At 56.2% G+C, this 24,724-nt stretch carries 30 protein-coding genes and 1 pseudogene; 13 read left to right on the top strand and 18 right to left on the bottom strand.

What is annotated here, in order from left to right:
• Window positions 1–6 precede the first annotated feature (6 nt).
• On the top strand, window positions 7–903 hold the full coding sequence (locus ACQZ63_RS25350; RefSeq protein WP_173998515.1) for a transglutaminase family protein: 897 nt from the start codon (window positions 7–9) through the stop codon (window positions 901–903).
• A 254-nt stretch (window positions 904–1,157) separates the two neighbouring features.
• On the opposite strand, the gene ACQZ63_RS25355 is transcribed toward ACQZ63_RS25350, so the two are convergent.
• The 6 genes from ACQZ63_RS25355 to ACQZ63_RS25380 all read right to left on the bottom strand — a co-directional run bounded on the left by ACQZ63_RS25355 (window position 1,158) and on the right by ACQZ63_RS25380 (window position 6,453).
• Window positions 1,158–1,442: a MurR/RpiR family transcriptional regulator gene (locus ACQZ63_RS25355; protein ID WP_173998513.1), complete on the bottom strand. Its 285-nt coding sequence runs from the start codon at window positions 1,440–1,442 to the stop codon at window positions 1,158–1,160.
• Window positions 1,443–1,541: 99 nt separating this feature from the next.
• Entirely contained in the window at window positions 1,542–2,561 is a 1,020-nt protein-coding gene (locus ACQZ63_RS25360; protein ID WP_112361297.1) for a Gfo/Idh/MocA family oxidoreductase, read from the bottom strand.
• A gap of 23 nt (window positions 2,562–2,584) precedes the next feature.
• A complete protein-coding gene (locus tag ACQZ63_RS25365; protein WP_173998511.1) occupies window positions 2,585–3,379 on the bottom strand; it encodes a TIM barrel protein in 795 nt (264 codons plus the stop codon).
• A gap of 84 nt (window positions 3,380–3,463) precedes the next feature.
• On the bottom strand, window positions 3,464–4,252 hold the full coding sequence (locus ACQZ63_RS25370; RefSeq protein ID WP_019565642.1) for an ATP-binding cassette domain-containing protein: 789 nt from the start codon (window positions 4,250–4,252) through the stop codon (window positions 3,464–3,466).
• Entirely contained in the window at window positions 4,252–5,373 is a 1,122-nt protein-coding gene (locus ACQZ63_RS25375; protein ID WP_065662701.1) for an ABC transporter permease, read from the bottom strand. The genes ACQZ63_RS25370 and ACQZ63_RS25375 overlap by 1 nt, the downstream gene beginning before the upstream one ends.
• A 126-nt stretch (window positions 5,374–5,499) precedes the next feature.
• Window positions 5,500–6,453 carry a sugar ABC transporter substrate-binding protein gene (locus ACQZ63_RS25380; protein WP_173998509.1) on the bottom strand — a complete coding sequence of 318 codons (954 nt, stop codon included), beginning with the start codon at window positions 6,451–6,453 and terminating at the stop codon, window positions 5,500–5,502.
• Window positions 6,454–6,628: 175 nt separating this feature from the next.
• On the opposite strand from ACQZ63_RS25380, the gene ACQZ63_RS25385 reads away from it, so the two are divergent.
• Entirely contained in the window at window positions 6,629–7,624 is a 996-nt protein-coding gene (locus ACQZ63_RS25385) for a LacI family DNA-binding transcriptional regulator (protein ID WP_019565639.1), read from the top strand.
• Between the two features lie 583 nt (window positions 7,625–8,207).
• Here ACQZ63_RS25385 and ACQZ63_RS25390 read toward each other — a convergent pair.
• From ACQZ63_RS25390 to ACQZ63_RS25415, 6 genes are all read right to left on the bottom strand, one after another.
• Window positions 8,208–9,275, bottom strand: a complete 1,068-nt coding sequence (locus ACQZ63_RS25390) for an alkene reductase (RefSeq protein ID WP_111796583.1) — start codon at window positions 9,273–9,275, stop codon at window positions 8,208–8,210.
• A 115-nt stretch (window positions 9,276–9,390) separates the two neighbouring features.
• Window positions 9,391–9,798, bottom strand: coding sequence for a winged helix-turn-helix transcriptional regulator (locus ACQZ63_RS25395; protein WP_080802563.1), 408 nt, complete (start codon window positions 9,796–9,798; stop codon window positions 9,391–9,393).
• 259 nt (window positions 9,799–10,057) lie between these two features.
• Window positions 10,058–10,351 carry a type II toxin-antitoxin system RelE/ParE family toxin gene (locus tag ACQZ63_RS25400; protein ID WP_173998507.1) on the bottom strand — a complete coding sequence of 98 codons (294 nt, stop codon included), beginning with the start codon at window positions 10,349–10,351 and terminating at the stop codon, window positions 10,058–10,060.
• Window positions 10,351–10,605, bottom strand: a complete 255-nt coding sequence (locus ACQZ63_RS25405) for a type II toxin-antitoxin system ParD family antitoxin (protein WP_173998505.1) — start codon at window positions 10,603–10,605, stop codon at window positions 10,351–10,353. Before ACQZ63_RS25405 ends, ACQZ63_RS25400 begins: the two co-directional genes overlap by 1 nt.
• A 158-nt stretch (window positions 10,606–10,763) precedes the next feature.
• The gene (locus ACQZ63_RS25410) at window positions 10,764–12,017 is read right to left on the bottom strand and encodes a type II toxin-antitoxin system HipA family toxin (RefSeq protein ID WP_173998539.1); all 1,254 of its coding nucleotides are present in this window, start codon (window positions 12,015–12,017) and stop codon (window positions 10,764–10,766) included.
• On the bottom strand, window positions 12,010–12,321 hold the full coding sequence (locus ACQZ63_RS25415) for a helix-turn-helix domain-containing protein (RefSeq protein WP_173998503.1): 312 nt from the start codon (window positions 12,319–12,321) through the stop codon (window positions 12,010–12,012). The genes ACQZ63_RS25410 and ACQZ63_RS25415 overlap by 8 nt, the downstream gene beginning before the upstream one ends.
• Before the next feature lie 247 nt (window positions 12,322–12,568).
• On the opposite strand from ACQZ63_RS25415, the gene ACQZ63_RS25420 reads away from it, so the two are divergent.
• Together ACQZ63_RS25420 and ACQZ63_RS25425 are read left to right on the top strand one after the other, a co-directional pair.
• Window positions 12,569–12,835: an NAD(P)-binding domain-containing protein gene (locus ACQZ63_RS25420; protein WP_211387622.1), complete on the top strand. Its 267-nt coding sequence runs from the start codon at window positions 12,569–12,571 to the stop codon at window positions 12,833–12,835.
• Window positions 12,798–13,010, top strand: coding sequence for an NAD(P)-binding domain-containing protein (locus ACQZ63_RS25425; RefSeq protein ID WP_211387620.1), 213 nt, complete (start codon window positions 12,798–12,800; stop codon window positions 13,008–13,010). Before ACQZ63_RS25420 ends, ACQZ63_RS25425 begins: the two co-directional genes overlap by 38 nt.
• 592 nt (window positions 13,011–13,602) lie before the next feature.
• On the opposite strand, the gene ACQZ63_RS25430 is transcribed toward ACQZ63_RS25425, so the two are convergent.
• The 3 genes from ACQZ63_RS25430 to ACQZ63_RS25440 form a co-directional block, all read right to left on the bottom strand.
• On the bottom strand, window positions 13,603–14,424 hold the full coding sequence (locus ACQZ63_RS25430) for an oxidoreductase (RefSeq protein WP_173998501.1): 822 nt from the start codon (window positions 14,422–14,424) through the stop codon (window positions 13,603–13,605).
• 79 nt (window positions 14,425–14,503) lie between these two features.
• Window positions 14,504–15,283, bottom strand: coding sequence for an SDR family NAD(P)-dependent oxidoreductase (locus tag ACQZ63_RS25435; protein WP_003519125.1), 780 nt, complete (start codon window positions 15,281–15,283; stop codon window positions 14,504–14,506).
• A gap of 69 nt (window positions 15,284–15,352) precedes the next feature.
• Window positions 15,353–15,649, bottom strand: a complete 297-nt coding sequence (locus ACQZ63_RS25440; protein ID WP_003519127.1) for a YciI family protein — start codon at window positions 15,647–15,649, stop codon at window positions 15,353–15,355.
• Between the two features lie 127 nt (window positions 15,650–15,776).
• Between ACQZ63_RS25440 and ACQZ63_RS25445 the strand changes: the two genes are divergently transcribed.
• From ACQZ63_RS25445 to ACQZ63_RS25455, 3 genes are all read left to right on the top strand, one after another.
• On the top strand, window positions 15,777–16,208 hold the full coding sequence (locus ACQZ63_RS25445; protein WP_173998499.1) for a winged helix-turn-helix transcriptional regulator: 432 nt from the start codon (window positions 15,777–15,779) through the stop codon (window positions 16,206–16,208).
• Window positions 16,209–16,764: 556 nt separating this feature from the next.
• On the top strand, window positions 16,765–17,076 hold the full coding sequence (locus tag ACQZ63_RS25450; protein WP_173998497.1) for a type II toxin-antitoxin system RelE/ParE family toxin: 312 nt from the start codon (window positions 16,765–16,767) through the stop codon (window positions 17,074–17,076).
• Complete coding sequence (locus tag ACQZ63_RS25455; RefSeq protein ID WP_065689125.1) at window positions 17,066–17,380, top strand: addiction module antidote protein; 315 nt, start codon at window positions 17,066–17,068, stop codon at window positions 17,378–17,380. The genes ACQZ63_RS25450 and ACQZ63_RS25455 overlap by 11 nt, the downstream gene beginning before the upstream one ends.
• A 180-nt stretch (window positions 17,381–17,560) precedes the next feature.
• Here ACQZ63_RS25455 and ACQZ63_RS25460 read toward each other — a convergent pair.
• Window positions 17,561–17,707 (bottom strand): annotated as a pseudogene (locus ACQZ63_RS25460) (SDR family NAD(P)-dependent oxidoreductase); the annotation flags it as partial.
• 661 nt (window positions 17,708–18,368) lie between these two features.
• Between ACQZ63_RS25460 and ACQZ63_RS25465 the strand changes: the two are divergent.
• The 4 genes from ACQZ63_RS25465 (at window position 18,369) to ACQZ63_RS25480 (ending at window position 21,507) form a co-directional block, all read left to right on the top strand.
• Window positions 18,369–19,190 carry an LON peptidase substrate-binding domain-containing protein gene (locus tag ACQZ63_RS25465; RefSeq protein ID WP_013637262.1) on the top strand — a complete coding sequence of 274 codons (822 nt, stop codon included), beginning with the start codon at window positions 18,369–18,371 and terminating at the stop codon, window positions 19,188–19,190.
• A gap of 89 nt (window positions 19,191–19,279) precedes the next feature.
• Window positions 19,280–19,795 carry a GrpB family protein gene (locus ACQZ63_RS25470; RefSeq protein WP_013637261.1) on the top strand — a complete coding sequence of 172 codons (516 nt, stop codon included), beginning with the start codon at window positions 19,280–19,282 and terminating at the stop codon, window positions 19,793–19,795.
• Between the two features lie 86 nt (window positions 19,796–19,881).
• Window positions 19,882–21,030: an amidohydrolase gene (locus tag ACQZ63_RS25475; RefSeq protein WP_013637260.1), complete on the top strand. Its 1,149-nt coding sequence runs from the start codon at window positions 19,882–19,884 to the stop codon at window positions 21,028–21,030.
• A 72-nt stretch (window positions 21,031–21,102) separates the two neighbouring features.
• Window positions 21,103–21,507 carry a hypothetical protein gene (locus tag ACQZ63_RS25480; RefSeq protein WP_173998495.1) on the top strand — a complete coding sequence of 135 codons (405 nt, stop codon included), beginning with the start codon at window positions 21,103–21,105 and terminating at the stop codon, window positions 21,505–21,507.
• Window positions 21,508–21,614: 107 nt separating this feature from the next.
• Here ACQZ63_RS25480 and ACQZ63_RS25485 read toward each other — a convergent pair whose 3' ends face one another.
• Window positions 21,615–22,277, bottom strand: coding sequence for a VOC family protein (locus ACQZ63_RS25485; RefSeq protein ID WP_236736263.1), 663 nt, complete (start codon window positions 22,275–22,277; stop codon window positions 21,615–21,617).
• Window positions 22,278–23,179: 902 nt separating this feature from the next.
• Here ACQZ63_RS25485 and ACQZ63_RS25490 point away from each other — a divergent pair.
• Together ACQZ63_RS25490 and ACQZ63_RS25495 are read left to right on the top strand one after the other, a co-directional pair.
• Window positions 23,180–23,539 (top strand): type II toxin-antitoxin system RelE/ParE family toxin, encoded by a 360-nt coding sequence (locus ACQZ63_RS25490; protein WP_041699467.1) that lies wholly within the window; start codon window positions 23,180–23,182, stop codon window positions 23,537–23,539.
• On the top strand, window positions 23,536–23,862 hold the full coding sequence (locus tag ACQZ63_RS25495; RefSeq protein WP_013637255.1) for an XRE family transcriptional regulator: 327 nt from the start codon (window positions 23,536–23,538) through the stop codon (window positions 23,860–23,862). Before ACQZ63_RS25490 ends, ACQZ63_RS25495 begins: the two co-directional genes overlap by 4 nt.
• A gap of 136 nt (window positions 23,863–23,998) precedes the next feature.
• Here the strand turns inward: ACQZ63_RS25495 and ACQZ63_RS25500 are convergent, their stop codons facing one another.
• Entirely contained in the window at window positions 23,999–24,370 is a 372-nt protein-coding gene (locus ACQZ63_RS25500) for a response regulator (protein WP_041694743.1), read from the bottom strand.
• Between the last annotated feature and the right edge of the window lie 354 nt (window positions 24,371–24,724).

Here is a 24,724-nt window from a genome sequence, read left to right on the forward strand (position 1 = left end):
TGATCGATGACAATATTTACCGTCCGACACGTCACGTCCTATCGTTATAAACGGCCGGTTGAGTTCGGAGAGCACAGACTTTTGTTCAGACCGAGAGACAGTTTCGATCAGACGCTGCTGAGCTCCCGACTCCTCATCGACCCGGAACCGGACTATCTTCGTTGGATCCATGATGTGTTCGGAAACTGCGTCGCAGTCATAGGCTTTGCTCAACCCTCACGTGAGCTCCGCTTCGAAACCGTCATTCGCCTTGACCATACACCCTATGTCGCAATTGATCTGCAAATCGATCAGGACGCTTTGACTTACCCGTTTTCATATGATCCAGACGAAGCGCTGGATCTGGAACGAACCATCCAGCGCCATTACGCTGATCCACATGATCAGGTCGGTAAATGGGCGCGCCAATTCGTGCGAATCGGGCAACCCACTGAAACCGGGCACCTGCTGATGACGTTGTGCTACGCCATCCATGAAAGTTTCATCTATGCCCGACGACAAGAGCATGGAACGCAAGCGCCGACCGAGACGCTGCAGCTTCGCAAGGGAACCTGCCGCGACTTCGCGCTACTTATGATGGAGGCCGCTCGATCACTTGGGTTCGCGGCCAGGTTCGTCACGGGCTATATCTACGTTCCAGACCGAGACGGATCAATCACCCTTGGCGGCGGTTCCAGCCATGCGTGGTGCCAGATCTATTTGCCGGGCGCCGGTTGGGCTGAGTTCGACCCAACCAACGGTATCGTGGGCAACCGTGATCTTATCCGTGTTGGGGTGGCGCGGGATCCGAAGCAGGCAGTTCCTTTGTGGGGAAGTTACGACGGAACCGCCGCTGACTACGAGGGCATGTCAGTCCAGGTCAACGTCACAACGGATGATCGCATCGAAACTGTGCTCAACTGATCGGAACGCATTGCCTATCCCGGCGTTTGCCGCCCAAGCTAGTCTCACGGCAATTCGCCGGCGCAACGGAATTTTATGATGAAGATACCGCGACCGGGTGAACCGACAGTTTTTCGCGCCTGCGCCAAACATGCACGATGTTGATTAGTGAGAATGTGTGCTCCTATCCGAGCGGCGAGACACGAGCTAACAAACTTGGCAATAGCAGCTTTCCCTCACGGTAGGTGTACGGCGAGACTCAGGGACCGATTCCCCTATCTGTAGGTTGCGTTGAGTTTCACATGCTGCTGGAAAACGCGTCTGAATTCGCGGTAACTCTCAAACCCAAGAGAGGTCGCCAACCGAACCACCGTCGACTGGGTGACGGAACAACAAACAGCAAGGGAAGTTGCTGTCCCGAAGGCGACGACGTCCGGGCAAGCGACAGCAGTTCGCGCTACTCTCTCTTGATGGCTCGATAGCCTCAAGCTTTTGACCTCAAGCATGTTTCTCAAATCATATACTGTTTTGGGCTTCTGAACTGTTGATTTCGTTGCCATGACGATTGTCTTTCGCCCCGCCGATGCGTTTCTGAGTGGCTGATTTTTCCAATACCTATGTGATGGCAGGAGCAATATCGGCCCCTGCCATCTATGCCTTCAACTCACAGGAACCGGCTGTTTTTTCGACACGGATTCAATCGCAGCAAGTGCAATCGCCAGAGCGTTGCGAGCATCAGCTCCTGTTGGTGCATTCTGAACAACACCGTTACGAACAGCATCGACAAAGGAAGCAAGCTGCGCCGTATAGGCCTGAACGAAGTGGTCCGTATCGCGCCGCCATGTGTCGTTGGATACGCCAGTAGCGTCGAACAGCGTCATGCTAGAACGTCGTACGTCGCCCATCGCAACCATTCCGCCGGAGCCGAATACTTCGCCGCGAATATCGTAGCCGTACATTGCAGAGAAGTTTGCTTCCGCAACCGCGATGGAGCCGTTGTCAAAACGAATATTGACGACGGCGGTATCGAGGAAGCCTGTATTGCGTGCGTCCGAGCGAACCAGCGCATCTGCCATTGCAAACACTTCGACAGGCTTTGCGCCGGGGTTCAACCAAAGCAGGGTGTCGAAGTCGTGGATCAACGTTTCATAAAAGATGGTCCACAAAGGAATCCTGTCTGGGTCGCCGCCGAACGGACCAGGATCACGCGTTAGCGACCGGATGAGTTGAACTGCGCCGACCTTTCCGGCATCGATCGCTTCGCGGCCTTCGGCAAATGCCTGGTCCCAGCGACGATTAAAACCGACCTGCAGCGGAACGCCTGCGGCCTTGGCGGCTGCAATGCCGCGGTCCGCATCTTCAAGCGTGAGCGCCATTGGCTTCTCGCAGAAAATCGCTTTGCCGGCCTCCGCAGCCTGCACGAGGATATTGGTGTGAAAGCGTGCGGGTGTCGCAATGATGACCGCATCCAGACCGGGGTTAGAAAGCATTTCTGCAACGTCGGTGTAAGAAGCGTCGGCGCCCAGGCTCTCCGCAAGCTTTGTAGCGGCGACGGGGGCGGGGTCGGCGACGGCTATCAGCTCCGCGTCCACAAGCCTTTTTGCGACGCTCTCACCATGAAACGAACCGATGCGCCCTGCCCCGATAAGTCCGACGTTGACTGTTTTGACCTTGGTCATGATTTTTAGTCCTGTTTCTGAAATCAGAGAGTGAAGGCTTCGCGGAAGGCAGCAAGCGCGGTGTCGGCATCTCCGGATGCCCATGCTTCCATCCCGATCGGGCCGGAGTAGCCCATGTGGCTCAGGGCTCTTGCGATCCCCTTCCAGTTCACTTCGCCGGTGCCCGGCTCAAATCGCCCGGGTACATCGGCCACCTGAATCTCACCGATCCACGGCAGGCTGCTTCGGCAAAGTTCGATCAGGTTCCCCTCACCGATCTGCGCGTGGTAGAGGTCCAGGTTCAAACGCAGGCGCGGGTGGTCGATGATCGATACGAGTGCCAACGTGTCTTCGGCGCGCCCGAACGGAACGCCGGGGTGATCGACGGGAAGATTGAGGTTTTCCAGCGTGAAAACCACGTTTTCTTCTTCCGCGAGGTCGACGATTCGGCGTAGCGTATCCTGAGCCTTCAGCCACATGGCTCCCGTGACGACCTCGACAGGCTGAATCGGTAGTCCACGATCCCCGAGGCCAGTGCCGTGAAGGTTGAGGCGCTGCACGCCAAGACGTTTACCGATCTGAGCTGTTTCGCGCGCGGTTCTCAAAAGTTCGGCTGCACCTTCTTCATCCGTAAGGCGCCCGGTCAGGTAACCGTTCATAATTGTGAAGGTCGCACCTGTGGCTTCGAGCTTGGCGATGTCGTGCTCTGGCCAATTCCAGAGGCCCACGCCAAATCCCTGCTCCTTCAATCGGGAAGCGCGCCATTCGATAGGCTTGTCCCGCCACAGCATCTCCGCGCAGGCGGCTAACGGAAACGGGGTGTTATTCGTACTGCTCATTTGGGGTGGTTCCCTGGATTTTGGATATGACTGTCCCAAGGCCCGGCGAACGCGCCGGGCCAAAATTCATGTTTCCAAGTGTCTTCAGATGGTGCCGCCCAGCTCCGCGGAGATCGACTGGAGTTCTTTGCCGCCGGCCATCAGGTTCTGCAGGCCATCGAGGCTGATTTCATGTTTGGCAAATGTGCCAAGCGTCTTTCCCCTGTTCAGAGCTGTAAAACGGTTGCCGACGGCAAAAGCGTGTCTGACGTTGTGGGTAATGAAAATCACGCCCAGACCTTTGCGACGAACCTGATCGATGTACTTTAGGACCATCGAGGTTTGTGCAACACCGAGTGCAGATGTCGGTTCATCGAGAATGAGGACTTTCGCCCCGAAATACACGGCGCGTGCGATCGCCACGCATTGACGTTCGCCACCGGAGAGCGTGCCGACGGCCTGCCCGGGTTCACGAACATCGATGCCAATTCTCTTCATTTCTTCGCTGGTCACGCGATCCGCGAATTCCATGTCCATGTATTTGAACGGACCGAAACCCTTCAACGGCTCGCGACCCATGAAGAAGTTTCTAGTGACAGACATCAGCGGGATCATCGCCAGATCCTGGTAGACGGTAGCAATCCCCGCATCGAGCGCATCTCTTGGCCCGGTAAAGAGATGTTGTTTCCCCTCGACGAGGAAGTCGCCGGATGTCGGTCTGTGAACGCCGGAAAGAGTATTGATCAGAGTTGATTTTCCGGCTCCGTTATCTCCGAGGAGGCACAGAACCTCTCCTGCGTGAACACTCAGCGAAACGCCGTTGAGTGCGATAATCGAGCCGAAGTGCTTTACGAGGTTCTTGACCTCGACGAGTGGTGTCTGGCTCGTGCTCATCAGCGTTCTCCCGTCACACGCTTGCGAATGATGTTGTTGAAAATAACCGCAATCAGCAGCATCCCGCCGAGGAAGACGAGGTACCAATCCTGGTCGATTGACGTGTAGGTGAGACCGATCAAGACCATGCCGAAGACGATCGATCCGAAGAACGCACCGATTGCCGAACCATATCCTCCAGTCAGGAGACATCCGCCGATGACGGCCGCAATGATGGCTTCGAACTCCTTCTGAAATCCCCGTCGTGCGTCCGTTGAACCCGCATCAAGCACGGTGAGGATCGCGACAAGAGTGGCGCACATGGCGGTAACAATGAAGAGGGTCGTCTTTACGCGCGCGACGGGAACACCCGACTTGCGAGCTGACTTCGGGTCGCCTCCGGATGCAAAGATCCAGTTTCCAAACCTCGTGCGCAGCAGAACCCAGGTCGCGACGAGTGCAATCAGCACAAACCAGAGGATTTCTACGGGGATACCGGGGACTTTCGGCGTTCCATTGGGGAAGGTCTCGATGACGCCTGCACTGCCAAGCCACGTGAAGAGGCCCGGGAAGGCATCGCCTGAAAACAGCGGCGCAAGGGGACTGTCCGCCACAGCTTCCCTCATGCCGCGAAGCTGTGTTGAACCGCCGCTCGCCCACTTCAGTCCGACGAGCGTGAGGCCACGAAGAATGAAGAGAAACGCAAGCGTTACTATGAACGATGGAAGTCCGGTGCGCATGGTGAGCTGGGCGTTGGTGACACCGATGACCACGGCGAAAGCAAGCGCGATCAGGATCGCGACGCTAAGCGGCAGATTAAGGACCACAAGGGCCGTGCCAAAAACTAGCCCTGCGAACGCGACCATCGAGCCGATCGACAGATCGAATTCGCCGCCGATCATCAAGAGTGCCGCGCCAACCGCAAGAATCCCCAGTTGAGCAGCTGGCGCCATGAAGTTTACAACGCCTGCAAGTGTGAACATGGCGGGGTTTGCGGTCAGCATGAAGAATGTTGTGACGAGCACCAGTCCTGCGACTGCGCCGAGTTCCGGACGTCGCGCGAGCGCGGTCAAAGTCGAAACCTTTTTCAGGCGCTCGTCGGATCGAGTCGGGGACCCGTTCTGTTCGTTGGCCAGCGTCATGGTCGTACCTCAGATGTCAGTTGTTTACGTGCGCCATCGGCTGCCGTTCACGCTTCACGCGGATCGGATGTCGGGCGATGAGGGCAGCCCCCGCTGGAGGTGCGGGAGCTGCCGGATGGGTCTCGCTCAGCGGATACCCTGGGAGGATTTCTCGATCACCGAAGCGGCGGTATCCTTCTCGACAAAGCTCGGACCCGAGGCAACGTTTCCAGCAGGAATCGTGCCATATCTTGCATTCAGCGCGAGGAATGTGACTGGCAGATATCCCTGGAGATAGGGTTGCTGATCCACGGCAAAAAGCGCCTTGCCTTCCGAAACAGCCTTCAGGAAATTGGCCGAGAGATCGAAAGAAGCGACCTTGACCTTGTCGCCATTGCCCATCTTCTCGACAACAGCAACCGCTCGCTCACCGACGAGCGGTGCCGACAGGCCAAGCACGACATCGACAGAAGAATCCGAGGTTAAAGCAGCCTGGATCTTTGATTCAATTTCCGCCGGGTCGGCGGACGTCGGCAGGACCGTTACCTTTCCACCTTCGAAGCCCTTGGCGGTACCTGCGCAGCGCTGGTCAAGGGCGGCATTTCCCACCTCCTGGTTTACGCACAGCACATGCTTCATGCCCAGAGACTTGAGTTTTTCGCCGACCTTGGCCCCTGCGGTAAGTTCGTCCTGGCCAACATGAAGCTTGATGCCAAGCTTTTCCGTTGCGGCAATGCCGGAATTCATGGAAATGACGGGGATACCGGCCGCGATGGCCTTGGCAATCGCCGGGCCTAGCGCATCCGGATCGGGATTGGAAATTACAATGCCCGCCGGGTTTTGATTGACTGCGGCCTCAATGAGCTGAGCCATTGCGACCATATCGAAGGTCTCGGGTGCCCGGTAGTCAACCTTGGCATTGATGTCCTTGCCGGCCTGCATCATTCCGTTTTTCACGATCGACCAGAAGGGGTCAGAAGCTTGTCCATGAGTGACGGCGATGATGCTGGGCTGCTCCTCGGCTTTGACGCCAACCGAACAAGCGCCAATCAGTGACACGGCAATAGCCGCAGAAGCGAAATTCTTCCAAATGGATTTCATTTTTTCCTCCTCAATGTCACCCACTCCTCTGAGTGACGAATTCGAATGCTACCGGGTGCAAATGTGTTTGCTACCGGGTGCAAGCGGGTGCATGTTATGTCAGAATGCGTTAAAAGCAAGCATTCATTTCACTGAATCAAAAAAATGGAATTTATGTTCCATTACCGGAGAGTTTATGCGGAAGAGAGCAACGGCTAAACAGGTGGCAGATGCGGCGGGAGTCTCCAAGTGGACCGTGATACGAGCTTTCACACCGGGAGCTTCGATTACCGACGAAAGCAAGCGGAAGGTCCTGGAGACCGCTGCAGCTTTGAACTACACGCCGAACCTTCTTGCACGAAGCCTTGCTACCAACTCGACGGGGCAGATCGCTGTCTTCGTGGACGACTTTTCCAACCCGCAAAAGCTTCCTTTCCTTGAGGCGCTTACCGAGAAGCTCCAGGCCGCAGGCCTGGTCGTGATGCTGATCAATATCAATAGCCACTTTAACCATGTGAACGCACTTCTCCATGCGGACCAGCGTCAGGTCGATGCCATCATTCTGTTTGGTACAGCGTTTCGCGACGAAACCCTGACAGACCTGCAGCACGGACGCGGCATGCCGCCTATGTTCGTGCTTGCACGTGACAGTCAGATCGACGGCGTGCCAGCGGTTGTCTGCGACGCGGAACTTGCTCTCAGGGAGATCGTCGACCACCTTCATGCGCAGGGATACAAACGCCCGGGCTTCATGAGCGGTGCTGCCGCTTTGTCCACGGCTTTAAAAAGAAGCCATTACTTCACGGAGTTCTGGGCAGAAAAAGGCATCCAAAACATCGTCCAAATGAGCGCGGAAAAATACAGTCTGGACGCTGGTGCGGCCTCGGTGAGGAAGTACTTAAGCGAGACTTCACCGCAAGATCGCGTCGATGTGCTAATGTGCGAAAACGACATTCTGGCGATGGGCGCAATGGATGAGATCCGGGCAAACTTTCGCCTTCAAGTTCCCGAAGATATTGCGATAGTGGGTTTCGACAACTACGAGATATCCGGTTCGTTCGGATACGGTATTACCACCTACGAGCAACCGCGCGACGAAATGATTGATGCAATTCTGAGTATGATCAAGGGGAGTTCGGCTTTGAAGACGGTAACTCTTCGGGGAGAGCTTGTCGTTCGACGCTCAACTTAAACGCTGTTGACTGATCACAGTTGACTATTCTTTAGGACCATCCGATCAGAACGACACAAAGTCGCGGCGAAGCTTGGATGTCATCCAACCTGGATTTCATCAACGAGGCAGGCGTGCAGTGTGCGTACCAACCGCCTTGGACGGAATCGAGCCGTCGACCTGCCACTACTTCAAATGCAAACTCGCAGATAACCACGCCAGATCAAGTACCTGGCCTACTTGGAATGTCGGGAAGGGGGTCGCGCGGGGACTGTCTGGTGTTGGGGTGTCAAAGGCTAGAGCGAACATCGAAGAATCTGCCGCCTTGTCCGAGTTCGGCCATTGCGGCATCGGCGTCGATGGTCACTGAAATGGCCTTGCCCAAACTGAGGGCGTACTTGCAAAAAACGCCGAGCGAACCATTCATGGCCTCCGGGCGACCATCGCCCCATCCTTGACCTCTATCGCCCAGGAACGGCTGAACTACTTCGCAGCCGCTCGTTACGATCTAGAGCCATCAGGAACTGCTCTCACGACGATCCCGTCACTCTGTCCGTAATGGAGTGAGCGACGGGACAGCAGATGAAGCCTAGCTTGACATGCTTCAGCCGAGGGGTGGATAGTCGGTATAGCCTCGCTCGTCGCCCACGTAGTAGCTGGACGGGTCGGACGGCGCCAATGGGGCATTTTGACGGAAGCGTTCGGGCAGGTCCGGGTTGCTAATGAAGAGAGTTCCGAACGTCACCGCGTCCGCCAGATTGCTTGCTATCGCCCGCTCGCCACTTTCTCGGTCATATCCAACGTTTACGACAAACAAGCCGGAGAACCGCTTTCTCGCCTCGGGCGCCAGCAGCTTGAGACCCTCGGGAAGCTGCGCCGACTCCATGAAGTGAAGAATGCCCACCTTCCTCGTTTCGAGAGCTTCGACGGCGAACATATAGGTGCCCTCCAGGTCGCTATCGCCCATGTCGTTATAGGGTATCCGGGGCGAGAGCCTGACCGAAACACGGGAAGCCCCAAATACCCGGATTGCGGCGTCGGTTGCTTCGAGCAGGAAGCGGGCGCGGTTTTCGACAGGGCCGCCATAGGCGTCCGTTCTCTTGTTGGAACCGTCCTCGAGGAATTGGGCCGGCAGATAGCCGTTGGCGCCATGCACCTCAACCCCATCGAAACCAGCGGCCTTGGCCGCACGCGCGGCGGCCTCGTAGTCCTGAATCGTACTGTGGATCTCGTCGAGGGTGAGAGCCCGGGGCGTGACGGTCGGCTTTGGCCCCTCGGGCGTGAAAGCCTGGCTATTGAAGGGCACAGCCGAAGGCGCGACAGGCAAGGCTCCGCCATGGAAGTCTGGATGAGAAGCGCGGCCGGTATGCCAGAGTTGGGCGAAGATGAGGCCCCCGGCGTTGTGCACGGCCCGGGTGACCTTTCGCCATCCCTCGATCTGCTCGGCCGTGTGGATTCCCGGCGTATTCGTCCAGCCGATCGCCTGCTCGCTGATCTGAGTCCCCTCAGAGATGATAAGGCCAGCGGTGGCGCGTTGGGCGTAGTAGTTTGCAGTGAGTTCGTTCGCCACATGGTCTGGTGACCGCGCTCTTGTCATCGGGGCCATGAAGACGCGGTTCTTGAATTCGAACATCTCGGTCTTCAGCGGGGTCAGCAATTTTAACTCAGTCATTTTGACGCTCCAGTTGATCTGGACGCCTAGGTATACGTTGTAGACTTGCTGTCAATCAGGCACCTTGAATCGCCTTGGTAGGCCTGAGGATACCTGGTCGCCGTCTTGGTTGGGCTCAATCAGCGCGTTTTCCCAGCTGAATACCGCTGAAACCGTCATCTGATCGTCGGGCGTCGAAGGCTTCTCGCGCTGCATTGACCTCCGGCAGCTTGTCCAGCGTCCACCGGTGAAGCTCGCCGAACGGCTTTTGCAGTGTTTGGCCCAGCTTTGTGATCTCATACTCCACAGCCACCGGCGATACGGACACGATGCGACGAGTGATGAGGCCGTTGCGTTCCAGTTTGCGGAGACACTGTGTCAGAGCCTTCTGGCTCACGCCCTCCAGACGCTTACGGATGAGGTTGAACCGATGAGGTCCGTCCGACAGAACCGCCAGAACCATCATGGACCATTTATCGGCGATCTGATCGAAGAGTGTCCTGCTGGCGCAGTCCGAGGAGAAGCAAATCGGATCTAATTCCATGACGATACGCACCTTCACAATCCATCCATGTCGATATCTTTATGCGCACAGGTAGCCCATGTATACTTGTATTTCCCGAGGCGCTTCCTCAACACAAGCTTCAGCCGGGTGCAGCAGACTCAAAATGGCCGGATGTGGGGTGCGAAGCGATCATTGCGTGCGGACCGCGAGTGGCCATCATAACCGCGCTGCCAGCATCGTGCTCTTGATGAGATTCGCACTTACGACCAATATGTTATAAATTCGGCGAAGTGGTTGGTTAGAAAGGATCTCCCGCCCAATCTTCATGGCTGTGCCGTATGCGGATGATGAATACGCTCCCGTCTTCAATGATGCGGTACACGACAAGGTGAGCTTTGAAAGGATGGATCCTGACAGGAGGAGAAATCTCATGGCGTTCGCGTGCCATTCTTGGGTTGGTGGCGATGAGCTCGAGCAAGGCAAAAAGCTCATCGTGATATTGTCTGGCGACTAGTGCTCCGAAGATGCGGATGCCTTCTTCTGCAATGGAAATAATATCCTCTTCCGCTTGGACAGATAGGCTGAATGGCATTAGGCGCGTCCGCGGCTGCTGTTAGCTCGAGAAGTGGCTAAAGCAAACAACTCTTCCGTTGAACGGCTCCCAACTCCGCTTCTGATCCCGTCGTCAACAAATCGCTGCATCTCGGCAATCTTATCCGTACGCGCTTGGTCTCTGCGGATCAGGTCCCGGACATAATCGCTCGCATTCGAGTATCGACCAGTCTTGGCCTGTGCTTCAACCCATTCTTTCATGGGGTCTGGCAGGGATACATTCATCGTCGCCATTCGAGTCTCCTTAATGCCTCAACATACCCGCTGATGGCAAAGTTTGTCAAACTAATGATGAGGTCGCAATTACAGCTCTTGAACAGATTCGAACCAGCGACCCTATCGGTTTTGGTGGGCTATGAGACTGCTAACGAGTTACGCAAAAACACCAATTGCTAATTCGCGCACGTGCCGAGGATCGGCGACATCAGCTTGATGTGGGCATCAATCCGTTCCAACACTCTATCGGGTAGAACAACTCGTTCAGGGAGAGACCACCAAGACTGGTTGACGCGCTCGACGGTCTCCGTAACAGCCTTCAGCACAGCAGCTTCAGGCAGTCGCGCACGATGCGCGAAGACTTTCCATCGCTGGGCGTTCATTGCCTTGAACGGCCTTTGACTGGCCAGCGACAGTGCCATGGCATCCGACGGAATGTAAGGGACTGTCGAGAGTACATCATAGACTGGAGCGAGTGCCGGCTTGTTGCCCTTCCCATAATAAATCAGCGACCAATTCTTGAGGTGCATGTCGCCATTGCCTGTCAGGACTGCCAAAGCCAGTCGTCGGACGAACTCGAGGGCTGCCGCTGAAGAAACGGCGACCCCAATAGCCACAGCGATATCATGATATGAGGCCCCCTCATATTTTCGAGACGGATAGACGCCGAATACCTGTGCGAAATCTTCGATATGGATGCGTTCACCACCGGCAACGCGATCGAAACGTTTGACGAGGAGGACTTTGCCGTCGGACAGTGTCTCAAACTCCTCCGGGATACCCTCGAACTGCGATTGTTCCACGAGCTCGCGTTCCGGCACGTCCATACCAATCGCTTCGGCCAATGCAAGATTTGCAAATTCGTTTTCCGAGACACTGGGAAATGATGTCGATGGAAACTTGGCGATATATGAACCCTGCTCGTCGCCTAAGGGGATCGTCAGACCGCCGCCCTTGCCTGTGTTTTTGATGACGGAGAGTTTCATTTGCACGCCGGCGAGCGAAAACCGGGCCTTCGGTCTCGAGAGTGTCAAACCCTCATTACAAACAACGCTGCCTTCGCTCGGCACAATTCGGACAGCCCCCGGCAGATCCGATCCGAGTGTTGCAAGCAGGTCGAAATCATTTCCTGCTCGCACGCTGCCTGAATGGTGCTTCTCCATCGCCTCGCGCAGTTTATCCTCTGGAAGAAGGTTCGCAAAGAACGATGGCAAAGCCCTTGCGACAGGCTTCGGGTCCTTCCGCAAACCCCCATGTGCCGCGCGAAATGACAAACTGAGCACTGGGAAACCACCCGTCTGTCGATAGCTCTCCTCAAAGCTGAATGCGTTGAAGTCTCCCGGCGTCCTCACGATCACGCCGACCTTCAGGTCATTCAGCAGCACGTCCAGTGAGGTTATCGATCTTGGATCAAGAGGCGCATCAGACATTGCCATCACCATCAGGACTGGCGACGAAAGCAGGAAGGTCATCTTCGGCGCCACCTGGCTGCAGTAAAGCTTCAACCGCCGGGACCATCGCTTGAGGGATGAGCATCAGTTCCAGACCAAGCGCACGACCAATGTTGATCAGAGTGGTCGTACGGGCAGCGCTGGCTCCAGCCTCAATCTCGCGGAACCGCGGTCGCGATATACCCGCCATATTCGCAACCTGCTCCTGGGTGAGGCCCAAAGTCTTGCGCGACGTCTTAAGCAGCCGCCCTATGTCCTGAAGAGCCTCCGAATCCGACTTCATATGATACCTTAACGATTCATCTTTCCCATTATGATATGTTTACGTATCTCACAGCATCTGGTCATGTCAAACTAAATGCCGCTAATAGGGATCATATGAGACTAAAAGATCTTCTTACAGATCAATTTTGTTTCCTCTACTGAGACAATCTGGGCAACGAAACTGGAAGCACCCCCGCAATACACCCTTCTTTAAAAGTCCGCTCCTATCCGCCTGGCAACCTGCCTGCCTAGCAGGAAGACAAGGCATGAGGATTGGCTTCACCGGGGCCGAGCACATCGGTAAGGCATTGGCCCGGCTTGCAGTCGCGAACGGACATACCGCGACGCTCAGCAATTCGCGCGGACCAGAACCCCTGCGCGAGGCAGCGGCCGAAATTGGTTGTCAGGCCGCTGTTGTAACCGACGTGCCCTCGTCCAGCGATGTGATGGTTCTCACAGTGCCGTTCGGAGCTTGCACCGCAGTTCCTAGATGGCATGATCGTCATCGATACGAACAACTACTACCCGGATAGGGACGGCAGTATCGATGCCCTCGACCGGCGCGAGACGAAAACGTCGCAACTGATCGCAAACCATTTCCAAGCGGCGACGATCATCAAGGCGTTCAACGCCATTCTGGAGAACGACCTCCTCGATCCTGTTGCACTTCCAAACAGAGCTAAGTGTGCCTTGCCGAATTGGGGGTGACGATGCCGCCAACAAGGTGATTGTGACCACCCTACAAGCGGACTTCGGGTTCGATACTGTAGACGTCGGGCCCCTCGCTGATAGCTGGCGTTTTGAGCGGGCCAAGCCCGCTTACTGCATCCCGCTCGATAAGGACGGTGTCATTGCGGCACTCGCTGCGGCGGAACGGGATAAGGAACTCCCAGAGGGGTCGTGGAGGCGATAGCCCAACAAGCGGCGGCTCAACGAAGAGGCCGCCACTTGAATTCGCGACCTTCGGAGTGAAAATGTTAGGTGCACTCATTGTCCGCTATGGGCGAAATTGGACTTTGCTCGAACTCGTTTCGCTTTAAGTAAGCGCGAAAGCGCTTGACCTCAACCCGCCGATTAGAGAAGCGCCGCATCGCGGAAGGCGGGACCGACTACCCCGGCGAAAACGCTCCATCAACTTCTGCTTATGCGGCTTCGCTCATAGCAACCCGGCCCAGTTCCGCCGATAGCCATGGATCAACCGACAGATCTCGCTGCCCACAACGCCCTCGGATATCCACTATCGTCGCTGAGTTGAAGACGTTTCCATCGTCAGGAGGCGTCTTACCGAGTGCCACCGTCGTCAGGCAGGCAGCTTCATCTGCTTGCGCAGGCTCTTGTCGAACGCGCTTGCGGGTACGAAGCGTCGCAGGAAATGCAGTTGCCGCGCCGCCTTGGTGGCGGGGTAGCGCAACTTCGGCGACTTTACTGTCGCCGCCTTCACGACGGCTTCCGCGACAAGCTCCGGCGCATCGCCTGCCTTGATGGCACTGTTCCACACGGCTTCCGTTGTCTTGCGGCCCGCATCGTAGACGCTCGTCATGCGGTCGGGCTGTTTCGCGTTGTGGTCAAGCGCCGTGTTCGTAAAGGCAGGCTCGACCAGGAGGACCCTGATACCGAGCGATCTGACTTCGTGATCGAGAGACTCCGAGTAACCCTCGACGGCATGTTTCGTGGCGGTGTAAAGCGCGCTGAACGGACTGGGAATGAAGCCAACCACCGAACTGATGTTTATGATGCGCCCGCTACGCTGCCTGCGCATGATCGGTAGGACCTCGTTAGTCGTCCGGACGATCCCGAAGACGTTGAGATCGAAAATAGCCTGCGCCTGTTCAACGGATGATTCCTCGGCGCCACCGATGAGGGCCCCGCCCGCGTTGTTAACGAAGATGTCGATACGGCCAGTGCGGCTGACGACTTCGGCGACCATTGCAGCCACCGAAGCGCTGTCGGTCACGTCGCATTCAAGCATCGTGATCCCCGCGACCGTCCCCGTCCCCGTCCTCGCCTTCCGACTTGTTCCAAAGACCTGGTAGCCGGCCGACACCAGAGCCTTGGCCGTGGCAAGACCGATCCCGGATGCCGAGCCAGTGACGACGGCGACGCTACGATTGTTCGTGTTCATTTCAATTCCTTTCGTTCGCCCGATACAGGGCGGTGTTGATGGCGCGGGAGTTGCAAGTGGTCCCCGCGAGGTCGAAGTGTCATGAGTTGGAGCGGTATCGCGCGGCGGGTTCGGAGTTGCTAAAGCCTGCGGCCAAGACGCCACGCGCCTGCTCGAAGGCATCCCATGCGGCGACGTCGGGCACGGGCGGGATCGTCACCAGCTCCTTCCGGTCAAACCCGATCAGCGCCGCGTCGACGAGGTCTTCCACTTCCATCAGGTTCTGGACACGGTTGATGTCGCCTCCTGCCCGCTCGAAGATTTCCGTACGTGTCGCGGCGGGCAGGACGGCCTGGACGTATACGCCCTTGGAAGAGACTTCTGCGGCTAGGCTCTGCGACATGGTCAGCACATAGGACTTGGTGGCGGCATAGATGCCGTGGGAATATTCGGGTAAAAGCGCCAGCACCGAGGCGATGTTGACGATCGACCCGCTGCCCCGCTCCACCATGCCCGCGATTACCGCGGAAGCCAGTAGCGTCGGAGCGACGACGTTGAGACGAAGCAGTGTTTCCATCGCCGCAGGATCGGCCGACGTGAATCCGCCGAGCAATCCTGCCCCGGCGTTGTTGACGAGAATGTCGATAGACGGCTCTGCCTTCAAGCGTTCGGCGACCGTGCCGAGTTGCGTCGGGTCTGTAAGGTCGGCCGTGATGTTCTCGACGGCGATGCCATATGCCAGGCTAAGTTCGGCGGCCAGCGTTTCGAGGCGATCGGTCGCCCGGGCGACGAGAACGAGGTCATGTCCCCGAGCGGCTAGCCGTCGTGCGTAGACGGCGCCGATACCGCTGGACGCTCCGGTAATGAGTGCGATGGTCATAGAGGTTCCTTCCGTCGGTCGCGTGACGGCCGATAATTGGTGGCATGAGGAGACATGGGTTTTGCGGACTCAGCCGCGATGCTTGATGTGAAGCATGGGATAATGCTCGTAGTGGCCAGCGCCGTTTTGCACGATCGGGTCAAGCGAGGTCAGCGCCTCGATATTTTCGTCGTCTTCAATCTGATAAAGCGAGACGCCGTAACCGCCAGCGGGGTCCATGACAGGCCCGTGCGCCACGATTTTACCTTCCCCGAGAAGCCTGTCGAGATAAGTGCCGTGCTGGCCCATCCAAGTCTTTTCGTCGGTCGTCATCGTGGCGAGGAAATCCGGGCGCGGGGGTATGTATTTGCAGAGATAGAACTTCATCGTCGTCTTCCTGATGGGGATTGGGCACTGGCTGTTTTCGACGGCCAACAGAAATTTACGCTGGAATGTCGATGGATAAAGAGTTACTATCATTTTAGGAGTAAGTCACTACCAAAATGAGATCCACATGAAAAATCTTTCGAACCAGCCATGCCTCATTGCCCGGAGCCTTGCTCTCGTAGGCGATGCATGGAGCATGCTGATCATGCGCGACGCCCACGCCGGGTCCACGCGATTCGACGAGTTTCGCAAAAACCTCGGAATTGCGCCGACACCGCTGGCGACACGTTTGGCTGCCATGACGGAAGAAGGACTTCTCGAAAAGCGCCGCTACTCGGAACGCCCACCTCGCGACGAGTATGTCCTCACCGATGCAGGGCGGGACTTTCTCCCGGTCCTTTTCGCGCTCGCGACCTGGGGCGGAAAGCATCGCGGCGGTGGCGAGTTCACCCGCTTCTTCGATGAAGGCTTGGGCACGGAAATCGAGCCGGTGATGATCGATAGAACCACGGGCGAACCCATCGGGACGCGTCCCATCAAGATCGTGATGCCTGGCTGATGTCGATCTATGGCGATCTTTTCACTTGGTGCTTCCGCATGTCACCCCTTGCTTGAGCACACCGCGGCCCTCACAAGCACGTCGGTCGAGAGCAGTATCGTGGACACGAGGGCTGCGAACGACAGAAGCCCTGCCATCCTCTCCGAATAGCGCACCGTCTCGGTGTCGACCGACTTCGCTGTTGAGTAATAAAGATGGTCGTCCGGTAAACTGTCGTGCGACAGAATGTGAACCCGTGCACCCGCCGGAAGCGGAAATTATTTCCGCTTAATGGCCATTTCCGGTTCCGACACCTTGATGAGATACGAACCGGCGGCCCCGTCGCTTGGGTCACTTGTATTTGCATCAATTTGCGCTCGGAGTGCTCGGTCTTAGGCCACGCAAAGCGGGCAAAACGCTATGGACAGCCGCAACAGGAAAAACAGGCCATTCTGATTTGATGAAGATTGGACCCGCGGCAATCATATGGCTGACATTTGTGATAAAAAGATCAAAACATCCAGCCCCCAGAGCGCCACCGCCTTGAGTTTATGTCCCCTATGGGTTACATAAACTCATGTTCACGATTAGGCGCACTCGTGATTATGCGGACTGGATCAAAACGCTAAAAGACTTTCGTGCTCAAGCTCGAATTGCCGACCGCATTGACCGTCTCGCTGCGGGAAATCCTGGGGATGTAAAGCCAGTCGGCGAAGGCGTGAGCGAACTCCGCATTAATTATGGGCCTGGTTATCGTGTCTATTTTGTCCGGGACGGGTCGGTCGTTTATGTTCTTCTTTGCGGTGGCGACAAGGGTACCCAGGACAAAGACATTCGATTAGCTAAAAAACTAGCACAGCAATTGAAGGAGCAATCGCATGCCACTTGAGACATTTGAGTACGACTCCGCCGAATTCCTTGGGAGTGAGGAAGCGATCGCTGAATATCTTTTAGCTGCTAGCGAAGATGGAGACGCAAACCATATCGCTCGCGCTCTTGGTGTTGTCGCGCGCGCGCGCGGCATGTCGGATCTCTCTCGGAATACCGGCCTTACGCGACCTGCTCTCTATCGAGCATTAAGTGGCGATGGCAACCCAGAGTTTGGGACGATTGCGAAGGTAGCTGACGCCCTTGGTTACAGGCTAAATCTTGTTTTGAAATCCAGCAGCGGTTCGAACGCCGCGGCGAAGTGAACGGCACATTCGAACGTTTTCTAAACGCTTTTTGGGCTCGAGACAGACCGAGGTAGCCGATTTCTCATGGTTTAAGCTCTTGAAAGGAACCGAACCGGCGACTGGGTTGGTCATACGGCTTAATTGTATGAAAATACATCAGTATTTCGACCCATGGCGCGGATCTTGGCAACGAGCTTCCGCTTTCTCGACCGACTTCTCATAGGTGATCGCAACGTCGGCACCATCCTCGGCCAGTTTTAGCGCAATTGCCGCACCGATACCGCGTGCCGCACCGGTGACCAGCGCGCGCTTGCCGGAAAGAGGTAGTGTGGAGATGTTGTTCACGGAGAGTACCTCTGTATGTCTCTGTTTTGCTCGGGAGTTTCACGCCGTTTCCGCGCGATCGGCTGGTGATGCGCTGCTATGGGGCCGCTCATCGACGCAACGGTTGGGCGATGTCAGGCTGACGGAAAGCCAGCCGACAGAGTGTTAGATGTTGCTGAAAATGGAACGTGGGAGCTACCTTAAATGCGAGAAATGCGGTGACACTCGTGAGACCACGCGGCTTCCCGGCAAAGTCGGCTTCCCGACTGTCGAGCCGTAACGGAAGAACCGTCCGTTGAACCATCCTCTCACATTACGTGGCAAAGAGACTGAAACGCGGCAGTGAGGGGGTCAAAGTCGGGCTTAGCTTGGTTGCAGAAACTTGTCGCGAAATTCCGCATTTTGCGTTGTCGCAAATGTCAGACGCAAAACTGAAAAAGAAATCGGGAATTTTGCGATAGGGAGCGGCGGCTTCCTTCCAAGATGGAGTCTCGTCCAGCTTGAGATTGACAAGTAAAAGGCTTCTGCGCACAATTGGTGCTCGGTAGATACAGCCTGCTGCTTGCGCCCCGTCGGGGTATGGTGAATGTATCGAGCCACTTATGGCTCCCTTTGCCCGAACGAACGGGTCAGCAACGCAAGCCCCTGACACTCTCCGTTCGTTTATGCAAAGGATCATCTCATGCGCGATTTCCGCGATGCCAAAGCTATGGCGAAAACGCTACGTGAAGCGCTTCACGCTAAATCTGTCACCTTCACCAACAGTGAGAGCCAGGAGCTAATTGCTCGAATTCTTGGCTATCGAGACTGGAACGTATTGGCCGCAAGGATCCAAGCGACCCAGTCGTCGACAACCTCGGCCCGGGCTAGCACGCCTTTTCCAGTCGGGGTAAACATTCCCATCGTTCCTATGCGGGACATGGTCCTGTTTCCGCACATGATCTCGCGGATTTTCGTGGCGCGCGACAAAACTCGGCAAGCCTTGGAACACGCTCTTGCCGGTGATCGGCGTGTTGTCGTTCTCGCCCAGAGGCATGGTGCCGACGATCGTCCCAACACTCTTGAGGCCCTCCATCCGGTGGGCGTAATAGCAAACGTGGTCGATCGTCAGACTCAGGCGGACGGAGCTCTCAAGGTCACCGTCTGTGGTCTTCAGCGAACAGGCATCGTCCGCCTTACCGATGGCGAGTTCCTGGCGGCGGAGGTTACGCCGATTGAAGAACAGGGCGGCCAGTCGAAGGAGGCCACCGCTCTTTCGAATGCGGTTCTCGATGCCTATCAGACCTACGCCGATGTCGATTTTTCCGCGCTTCCGCCAGGATCCAAAGCCCGTTTCGGCCTGCCTTCGATCGGCGATCCGAGCCTGTTGGCTGACACAGTCGCCCCGTTGCTATCGACCAGTATCGAGCACAAGCAGCAACTCCTGGAAACCAGTGACGTGGTGACTCGACTCAAAAGACTAATCGAGTTGATGAGCGCTGGTCGCCCTAAAGCTGTCGCATAAATAATGAAAGGGAGCATCCAGCCGTCGCGCTGGGTGCTCTATCCCGCTGCCACAGCAACGGGCCACTTTAGGATTTGGGAGGACACAAGGTGGCGCTCACCAGCGAAATCGCCCCCTATGACAGTCGGTGGCGTGCTCTATTTTCCGCTGAGAAGGACCGGATTGCACCAAGCTTCGGTGTCGAGCTTGACGGGATTCATCACGTAGGGAGTGCGGCCGTCCCTGGCCTGGCCGCAAAACCTGAAATCGATCTCCTGGTTGAAGTCTCAGAGCATCGAAATGAGACTGCTTGTGACGATTCCATGCGAGCTTTGGGCTATGCCCGGGGAAAGGACCTGTCAGAAGGCCACCATTTTTACCGTCGCGATGCCGATGGTGTGCGAACACATAAGGTGCACGTCTGTATCAAGGGGCATTGGCAGATAGAGCGAATGCTCCGTTTTCGCGACCTTTTGCGGAATGATCCCGTTATCCGACAGCAATACGAGGATTTGAAACTTCGACTTGAGGCCGACAATCGAGACGGTATTGGCGAATATCTTGCACAAAAAGCTCCCTTCATCGATGCCTTGATGGGACCGGAGCCTTTGCCGCGAGATTCCTAAACCTTTGCATCGGAGGTGTTGCAGATTTTTGCATTTGGCGGGAGCATGCCGTTTAATGACAGTCGATATAAAACGGGACTGCATCCATGCACGACGAAATCATATCCTGGCGCCGTGATCTGCATGCCAACCCGGAGCTTGGTTACGAGCTCCCTCGCACCGCATCCTTCGTAGCCGACAAGCTACGCACCTTTGGCTGCGATCAGGTTACCGAGGGGGTTGGGAGGAGCGGCGTTGTTGGCGTTCTCCACGGCCGGAATCATTCTTCCGGCAGGGTGGTCGGTCTACGCGCCGACATGGATGCGCTGCCTATTCACGAAACGACAGGACTTTCCTACGCTTCTACGACGGCGGGCCGAATGCATGCTTGCGGGCACGACGGACACACGGCGATGCTGCTGGGTGCTGCAAAGGCGCTGGCAGAAACACGCAACTTCGATGGCACCGCCGTTCTGATCTTCCAGCCAGCGGAGGAAGGACAGGCCGGCGCGAAGGCGATGTGCGACGACGGCTTGATGACACGCTGGGGGATCGAGAGGGTATTCGCCCTTCACAACGAACCGGGCCTGGACGTTGGTCGTTTTGCCACCCGCACCGGCCCGTTTGGGGCTGCCGTGGCGAGCTTCAAGATAGCGGTCGATGGCAAGAGCGCCCATTCTGCTAGTCCTCAGGCTGGCGTTGACGCGCTGCTTCCCGCCGCCAACATCCTCATTGCCCTGCAAACCGTTATTGCGCGCAACGTCCACCCGCTCAAAAGCGGCGTGATCTCCTTCGGATCGTTTCAAGGCGGAAAGCCCGGAGGAACGTTTGTCGGATCGAGCGAGCTGCGTGGCCTAGCCCGCTGGTTCGAACCGGAGGTTCGAGACACCATGCATCGACGTATTATCGACATTTCGGAGGGTATCGCTGCGTCCTACGGGGCGACTGCAACATTGACATTCAGAAACCTGTATCCCGCATTGGTCAATCATCCAGCCGAAACAGCGTTGGTTGTGAAGGTTGCCCGTACCGTTATGGGAGAGGATTCCGTCGATCCCGACCACTCGCAGCTCATGGGCTCGGAAGACTTCGCATTCATGCTCGAACAACGGCCAGGAAATATTGCGCTGCTTGGCAACGGCAGCACGGCGGGGCTGCATGACCCTGCCTATGACTTCAACGATGCAGCGATCCCCTATGGGGTCGCCTACTGGACGAGATTGATCGAAGCATCCATGCCGTTGCAGAACTCCTGATTTTGAAGCGCTGCAAAAGTCGGAATAACATATCGAGCAAAACTCGGGAGTTTTGCAAAGAAGGAGAGCCACATGAAAACCGACTGGAATCTGATCCGGGAAATGATGGGTGCGGCGATCGATGCCTGTGAACGGATCGAGGCGGCCGGCTATTCTGAAAACGACCGAGACGCGACCATCGCGGTTGGAGGGCAGCAGGTCAGCGTTCACGATTTTCTTGTCAGTGCTTGGACACTACCGGAGAACCTTCGCTATCAGATCATCCGCGAGCGCCACGACCAAGCGGCAGACCTTCCCTACGTGCCAGAGGCGGCCCGCGTTCTCGTTGCCATGGCACAGGCAAGCGCGGAACTGATCAGCGCAGGCGATACATCCCCGGCGGGGGATGACATTCAAAAACTGATTCAGTGGTTTGGAAATCATGCCGCGCCCGGTATCGAGCGAGCTATTGCCGATCGTCGCCGCGCTGTCGCGTAATTCCTAACATTCGCGACAAAATCGGTGGCGCTGAAAACTCAAGGGAAATTCTGTCGTAAAACTCGTTCGCAAAAATCAAAGTTTCGCGACAGACATTTGCGACAGAATTACGCCGCGAGTGACATGCCCTCGGCCTTACGCTCTGCGAGCGCCCAGATGTGGCCGAAAGGATCGAAGATCGAGGCCACGCGCCGACCGATTATGTCGGTCTGGATTTCGTCGCGGACCACAGCTCCGGCCGCAAGGGCACGCTGCATCACATCTTCGATGTTGCCAACATTGAGGTGGAACATCGTGCTAACCGCCCCCGGCTCTTTTGGAAAGAACGGACCGCCGTAGGAAGGGGATTTTTCGCGATTTGGATTGGAGCCGGCGACCCAAACAGGCAGGTTTCCGAACCGCATTTCGACAGCCGCCAAAACGCCATCGATGTCACTGGTGTTCTCTTCCTGCGCACCAAAGGCAGCGGCATAGAAGTTGGCGGCCTCTCTCTCCCGCCCATGTTCAACAAATAAAGAAAATTCGAGGCTGATATCTTCGGTCATCTTGGCTCCTCGCTCGATCTGAATCACAATCCAACATACCGCAAACTTTGCCGAACCAATGGCATCGGAGAAGAAGCTGCCAAATTCAGAGCTTCTGCGATGCACTACCGTGTAGCGATCGCAGCTGCAGCCAATGCCATTGCAGCTCCGCTGATCTAATTGATGCGCCGGATCGCTCGGCTGTTTCGAAGGAAGTGTCGAGCTTTCGATGCCAAGAATACCCATGATAGGTCGACAACGATAAGAGTGATAAGCAGAGTTACCACCAATTGGATCCATCCCATCGTGGTCACGCTATTCATATCGATGAGTGAAGGCATACGGGAAAGCTGGAAGGCGTGGTTCTGCGCGAGGAAAAGATCCGTATTCATCTGAGGGCTCCATCGTTGGAGCGGGCCATTCCCGCTCGATGGCTCCCGTCAGTGTCCGGAACCGGTCGCGATCACCGCGAAGGCGCAGCCGCAGCGGCCGCAGCTTGGCTCACGGACCCCGTCAGCGGGTTGATCGACGGAGATCCGGGGCCGGACCAGGAGCCATCCATCAAGAGCGGGAATAGGACGCCTCCTATGGGCCGCCTCCGACCGACAATGATCGTGGTGATGCGGATCTCGCTGCCCCGACACTTTGGTGCTTGGTTCCTTCCACTCCGGACATCAGTTTGGGGTCGACGCCCACGACTGATGGAGACGGGTTCCATGGGACGTGAAACCGCAAACTTCCGGGCGCTCGATTTTCCCATCGCTTTGCGCATAGGTGCATTGCACAATTTTTGTTTGCGCATCGCATAAATTCTAAGCATAAAGCCCATAGCTGATGCACGCGATGGCCTCTTCCCAGTGCCATCGCATCAGCTGTTCCCCTCTGGAGGTTTTAACCTTCACTTCAAGGGCCTCGGTTTTCCGATGGCCCTATTTTTTTGCCTGCTAGTCGACCGACTTGTGGAAGCCGCATCAAGAAACCATCTAGTTTCGAGGCGGGTACAGATAAAACACTCGCTGGAATCAACTGAGATCGCAGCCGCTTACAACCTGGTATCGTCGCCACTTGCCAGTGGACAGCGGTCGCGTTATTCCATCTACGGAATATCGCTTGAAATATTCCACAGATGGAATACATTTGGAGCATCGATGAGTTGGAGCGTTGAATATACCGATGAGTTTGGTGAGTGGTACGCGACGTTGGTCGAAGCCATTCAGGACGATATTGTAAGGGTGGTCGGGCTTCTCGAAGCCAAAGGACCACAACTCCCCTTCCCGTACTCATCCGGCATCGAAGGCTCCAGGCACGAACATATGCGGGAATTGCGGATTCAGAGCGGCGGTGAACCCTACCGGGTATTCTACGCTTTCGATCCGCGTCGCACCGCTATTTTGCTGGTCGGTGGAAATAAAACCGGCGACGACCGCTTTTACGAGATCATGATTCCGGTCGCTGATCGCCTATATGACAATTACCTGATCGAGATCGGGAAGGAAGGGTTGATATGACTGGACATCGCTCGTTTAACGACCTGCGCAAGAGTATGGCGCCTGAACGTCGCGCCCGCAATGATGAAGCAACCAAGGCAATTCTCGAGGAAATGGCGTTACATGAGCTGCGTCAAGCGCGTGAAAAGACCCAGCAGGATGTAGCACGCGCACTCCACGTGAAGCAGCCAGCTGTAGCAAAGCTGGAGCAGCGTGCCGATATTTATGTCAGCAACCTGCGACGTTACATCGAAGCTCTTGGCGGGACGCTGGAGATCACAGCAAAGTTCCCCGACGCCTCAGTCAGCATCAAGAATTTCAGCGAATTGGCCACCGAAAAATAACATTTTCGCCTTGAAAGGTTTCGAACAGACGGCCAGTCAATTTCATTCATCTATTCATAGAAACAAGGATCCGGCGGGCAGTTTCAGGCATTCATCTGTAAAACCTCGGGAACGCCAGACTCTCCTGAAGTGAGGCTTAGGCTGTGGCTAGCATTTCCCTCATGGTCGCGATGACGCAGCCGTGATCGTACGGTTTGCTGAAAAATTTTCCCTCAACCGGTAAAAGCCTGTCGCTCAATTGACGGTGGCCAGAAGCCACGATGATCTTGACCGGAGGCCATCTGTCGCGAACAGCAGCAGCCAGCTTCAGGCCGTCCATGCTGCCCGGCATGTCGATATCGGTGAACATCAACCGGATCTCCGGATGGGCGTTGAGAAGGTCGATGGCCTCGTCGGCATTTGAGGCCTCGATCACAATGAACCCCTCGTCCTCGAGCGACATAACTATATCCAGCCGGACGAGGGACTCGTCCTCGACAACAATCACCGTGGTCCCCTTTTGCGTCATCCTTCACACTCCCTGCAATTGACGCTCGCGCATGTGTCTTTTTTTAATATGTGAACCTGATGAACGCGCAGAAAGACAGATCGATCCAAAGAGAACTGTTTTATCTCTCAAGGTGTTATGTAAGGGCGATTTCAATCCATGATTGACGGATCTCGGAAACTGTTGTCGTGCTATAACGCAAGTCAGCGACCCGCTCACCGACAAACGAAAGCCACCTGGCGCGAAGATAATTTGCGGAACCGTGGCGAATAGTGATCCCAGGGCGGAGCGCACATATCGCGTACCATAACCCTGCCGCGTCGGTTCTTGGACAGACGGTCCCCCGACTTCCGTCCAGCTCAGAGAGAGCTCGGA

It is taken from the genome of Agrobacterium sp. CG160-95 (assembly GCF_053521725.1).

Bases quoted from the DNA above. Each gene is read 5' to 3' on its own strand.
- ACQZ63_RS25450 (WP_173998497.1), top strand. From the start codon at position 16,765: ATGTTCACGATTAGGCGCACTCGTGATTATGCGGACTGGATCAAAACG.
- ACQZ63_RS25480 (WP_173998495.1), top strand. From the start codon at position 21,103: ATGAAAACCGACTGGAATCTGATCCGGGAAATGATGGGTGCGGCGATC.
- ACQZ63_RS25400 (WP_173998507.1), bottom strand. From the start codon at position 10,351: ATGCCATTCAGCCTATCTGTCCAAGCGGAAGAGGATATTATTTCCATT.
- ACQZ63_RS25360 (WP_112361297.1), bottom strand. From the start codon at position 2,561: ATGACCAAGGTCAAAACAGTCAACGTCGGACTTATCGGGGCAGGGCGC.
- ACQZ63_RS25355 (WP_173998513.1), bottom strand. From the start codon at position 1,442: ATGGCAACGAAATCAACAGTTCAGAAGCCCAAAACAGTATATGATTTG.
- ACQZ63_RS25375 (WP_065662701.1), bottom strand. From the start codon at position 5,373: ATGACGCTGGCCAACGAACAGAACGGGTCCCCGACTCGATCCGACGAG.
- ACQZ63_RS25425 (WP_211387620.1), top strand. From the start codon at position 12,798: ATGATCGTCATCGATACGAACAACTACTACCCGGATAGGGACGGCAGT.
- ACQZ63_RS25380 (WP_173998509.1), bottom strand. From the start codon at position 6,453: ATGAAATCCATTTGGAAGAATTTCGCTTCTGCGGCTATTGCCGTGTCA.
- ACQZ63_RS25435 (WP_003519125.1), bottom strand. From the start codon at position 15,283: ATGACCATCGCACTCATTACCGGAGCGTCCAGCGGTATCGGCGCCGTC.
- ACQZ63_RS25475 (WP_013637260.1), top strand. From the start codon at position 19,882: ATGCACGACGAAATCATATCCTGGCGCCGTGATCTGCATGCCAACCCG.
- ACQZ63_RS25415 (WP_173998503.1), bottom strand. From the start codon at position 12,321: ATGAAGTCGGATTCGGAGGCTCTTCAGGACATAGGGCGGCTGCTTAAG.
- ACQZ63_RS25455 (WP_065689125.1), top strand. From the start codon at position 17,066: ATGCCACTTGAGACATTTGAGTACGACTCCGCCGAATTCCTTGGGAGT.
- ACQZ63_RS25485 (WP_236736263.1), bottom strand. From the start codon at position 22,277: ATGGGTATTCTTGGCATCGAAAGCTCGACACTTCCTTCGAAACAGCCG.
- ACQZ63_RS25370 (WP_019565642.1), bottom strand. From the start codon at position 4,252: ATGAGCACGAGCCAGACACCACTCGTCGAGGTCAAGAACCTCGTAAAG.
- ACQZ63_RS25385 (WP_019565639.1), top strand. From the start codon at position 6,629: ATGCGGAAGAGAGCAACGGCTAAACAGGTGGCAGATGCGGCGGGAGTC.
- ACQZ63_RS25405 (WP_173998505.1), bottom strand. From the start codon at position 10,605: ATGGCGACGATGAATGTATCCCTGCCAGACCCCATGAAAGAATGGGTT.
- ACQZ63_RS25420 (WP_211387622.1), top strand. From the start codon at position 12,569: ATGAGGATTGGCTTCACCGGGGCCGAGCACATCGGTAAGGCATTGGCC.
- ACQZ63_RS25495 (WP_013637255.1), top strand. From the start codon at position 23,536: ATGACTGGACATCGCTCGTTTAACGACCTGCGCAAGAGTATGGCGCCT.
- ACQZ63_RS25465 (WP_013637262.1), top strand. From the start codon at position 18,369: ATGCGCGATTTCCGCGATGCCAAAGCTATGGCGAAAACGCTACGTGAA.
- ACQZ63_RS25490 (WP_041699467.1), top strand. From the start codon at position 23,180: ATGAGTTGGAGCGTTGAATATACCGATGAGTTTGGTGAGTGGTACGCG.
- ACQZ63_RS25395 (WP_080802563.1), bottom strand. From the start codon at position 9,798: ATGGAATTAGATCCGATTTGCTTCTCCTCGGACTGCGCCAGCAGGACA.
- ACQZ63_RS25410 (WP_173998539.1), bottom strand. From the start codon at position 12,017: ATGTCTGATGCGCCTCTTGATCCAAGATCGATAACCTCACTGGACGTG.
- ACQZ63_RS25365 (WP_173998511.1), bottom strand. From the start codon at position 3,379: ATGAGCAGTACGAATAACACCCCGTTTCCGTTAGCCGCCTGCGCGGAG.
- ACQZ63_RS25500 (WP_041694743.1), bottom strand. From the start codon at position 24,370: ATGACGCAAAAGGGGACCACGGTGATTGTTGTCGAGGACGAGTCCCTC.
- ACQZ63_RS25430 (WP_173998501.1), bottom strand. From the start codon at position 14,424: ATGAACACGAACAATCGTAGCGTCGCCGTCGTCACTGGCTCGGCATCC.
- ACQZ63_RS25440 (WP_003519127.1), bottom strand. From the start codon at position 15,649: ATGAAGTTCTATCTCTGCAAATACATACCCCCGCGCCCGGATTTCCTC.
- ACQZ63_RS25445 (WP_173998499.1), top strand. From the start codon at position 15,777: ATGAAAAATCTTTCGAACCAGCCATGCCTCATTGCCCGGAGCCTTGCT.
- ACQZ63_RS25350 (WP_173998515.1), top strand. From the start codon at position 7: ATGACAATATTTACCGTCCGACACGTCACGTCCTATCGTTATAAACGG.
- ACQZ63_RS25390 (WP_111796583.1), bottom strand. From the start codon at position 9,275: ATGACTGAGTTAAAATTGCTGACCCCGCTGAAGACCGAGATGTTCGAA.